The 1,069-nt window shown below is 63.9% G+C and carries 2 protein-coding genes; both read left to right on the top strand.

Translation table 11 applies throughout. The features are described from left to right. The coding region (locus tag ABT116_RS49715; RefSeq protein ID WP_351648340.1) for a pyridoxal-phosphate dependent enzyme at positions 1–434 on the top strand (434 nt) is incomplete at its 5' end. 44 nt (positions 435–478) lie between these two features. Next, entirely contained in the window at positions 479–994 is a 516-nt protein-coding gene (locus ABT116_RS49710; protein ID WP_351648338.1) for a homoserine kinase, read from the top strand. The last annotated feature ends 75 nt before the right edge of the window (positions 995–1,069 follow it).

Genomic DNA, 1,069 nt, shown 5'->3' with positions numbered 1-1,069 from the left:
CCACGGTCAAGCCCCGCATGCTCGGAGTCCAGGCTGCCGGAGCGGCGCCGTTGGTCTATGGCGCACCCGTCAAGGATCCCGAAACCATCGCCACCGCAATCCGAATCGGTTCCCCCGCTTCCTGGAACGGCGCAGTCGCGGCGAAGGAAGAGTCCAACGGTGCATTCCGTGCCGCCACCGACGAGAAGATCCTCGAGGCGTACCGACTGATCGCCGCTACCGAGGGCGTCTTCGTCGAACCGGCATCGGCCGCCAGCGTCGCGGGCCTGCTCGCCGCACGTGCAGAGGGCTGGCTCGAGCCTGGCCTGACCGTCGTGTGCACGGTGACCGGTAACGGTCTCAAGGATCCTGACACCGCATTGAAGGGGATGCCGAACGTCGAGCCCATCGGTGTCGATCCCGTTGCCGTCGCGGCTGCCCTCGAGCTTGCATAGTGTCCGTGGATTCATCGACCACTCCGCGGAATCCGGTGTCTGACATGACTATAACCCTGCCTATCGGCCTTTCGGTGACTGCTCGCGTCCCGGCCTCGAGTGCAAACTTGGGGCCGGGGTTCGACACCCTCGGTCTGGCGTTGGGGTTGTACGACGAAATCGTTGTCACCACAACGGATTCGGGTCTGCAGATTCGCGTCGAAGGCGAAGGTGCTGCCGACGTGCCTTGGGGTCCTTCGCATCTCGTGGTTCGCGCCATCGAGCGTGGCCTCGAAGCTGCGGGAGTGTGGGCAAGTGGCCTGGACGTGTTGTGCCGCAACGCGATCCCGCATTCGCGCGGGTTGGGTTCCTCGGCTTCCGCGGCCGTCGGTGGACTGGCAGCAGCCAACGGTCTGGCACGCGCGCTCGATGCCGAGATCGGTTTGACGCAAGAGCAGTTGGTTCAACTCTCGTCCGAGTTCGAAGGTCACCCGGACAATGCGTCCGCCAGTGTTCTCGGTGGCGCAGTCGTCTCGTGGAGTTGCCCGCCGGCCGTCGAAGGATCGACGACCTCTGTCTGAAGCCTCTGTACGTCGCTTTCATTAAGCTTGCGGTCGACCATTTCGGCACTCCCCTTCGTAAGAACTGTGGTTCGT

The organism is Streptomyces sp. NPDC002130, from assembly GCF_040296465.1.
In the GTDB taxonomy this organism is placed as follows: Bacteria; Actinomycetota; Actinomycetes; order Streptomycetales; family Streptomycetaceae; genus Streptomyces.
Note: the sequence above shows the minus strand (reverse complement) of the source record. Positions and strands in the feature narration are given on the sequence as shown.